1 protein-coding gene and 1 pseudogene are annotated in these 1,130 nt (G+C 70.6%); both read left to right on the top strand.

From position 1 onward, the window contains the following. Window positions 1–449, top strand: a 449-nt coding sequence (locus GT354_RS53750; RefSeq protein WP_237534606.1) for a maleylpyruvate isomerase N-terminal domain-containing protein, incomplete at its 5' end; no start/stop codon positions are given. Between the two features lie 298 nt (window positions 450–747). Beyond that, window positions 748–1,130 (top strand): annotated as a pseudogene (locus GT354_RS10870) (helix-turn-helix transcriptional regulator); the annotation flags it as partial.

Below are 1,130 nucleotides of genomic sequence, written 5' to 3'. Positions count from 1 at the left end.
GACGTCCCTCGGCAGCCACGACGATCACCACTTTCTCGCTTGTCAGCACTCCGGTCGACAGCCGGACCTCCACACGACCGGCGGCACGCGTGCGCGCCCCGGGCCACATCCACTCCAACGACCAACCGGTTCACAAGGCACGCAGGCACGCACACGAATCCCGAATCGCGTACGGCTCCCACCGAAAGTGGTCGGTGGACGGCTACGTGTCAGGTGCGTATGTAAAAGTCCTCGGCATGGACTTCTCCCGACTGCTCGCCTGCCTCGAGGCCGACTTCGTTCGTCTGCGGGACGTCGCGGCGATGGACCTCCCCGCGCCGGTGCCCACGTGTCCGGGCTGGACCGTCGCCGATCCGAGCCGTCACGTCGGTCACGTGTATCTGCACAAGACCCTGACCATGCGCGCAGGTGCCGAGCCCGGGAGAGGGTCGGAGCGCCGAGCGGTGTGACGATCGAAGGCGATCGGAAGGCGGTCGAGGAGCTTCGACGCTGCATCGTCACGGCGACGCGATAGGCCCGACTCGGCTGCGAACCGGGCCCCTTCGGCGATGGACCCGGTGTCACACCGCGTCATCCGGTGGTCTCGGACAGGAACGGACCCCGTTGACGGCGGGGCGGTCGTCGCGTGACCATGGATCGAGTCGCGGGACGGTCCGAGGACGACGGTCCGGGAGGACGCGAGGACCGAGAGCCGCCGCCGGCAACGTGCCCTCGGCGGACGCCGATCCGGCTTGGTGAGGACGACTCGTGGCGCACATCGACCTCACGCGGCACGACCTGGTGCTGTCGGCCCGGCGCCGACTTTCCGCCGGCGGTGTCGTGGTTCACGGGCCCGTCGGGATCGGCAAGACCTTCGTGCTGCGGGCGCTCGTCGACACCGCCGCCGAACGCGGCGAGCCGATACTGAGGATCGAACCGGCCGCCACAGAGCGGGAGTTGGCTTTCTCTTCACTCGCCGACCTGCTCGACCCGCTCGCCGACGAGGCGATCGGCGTACTGCCCCCGCCCCAGCGGTCCGCGGTGCGGGTCGTGCTGCGCCGGGAGCCGCCGGGCCCGGACGGCCCGGACGCGCTCGCGTTGCGCTTGGGCGTGCTCGCGATGCTGCGCGCATTGTCCGCGCGCGGCCCGGC

Source organism: Streptomyces sp. SID3343 (assembly GCF_009865215.1).
Classification (GTDB): domain Bacteria; phylum Actinomycetota; class Actinomycetes; order Streptomycetales; family Streptomycetaceae; genus Embleya.
Note: the sequence above shows the minus strand (reverse complement) of the source record. Positions and strands in the feature narration are given on the sequence as shown.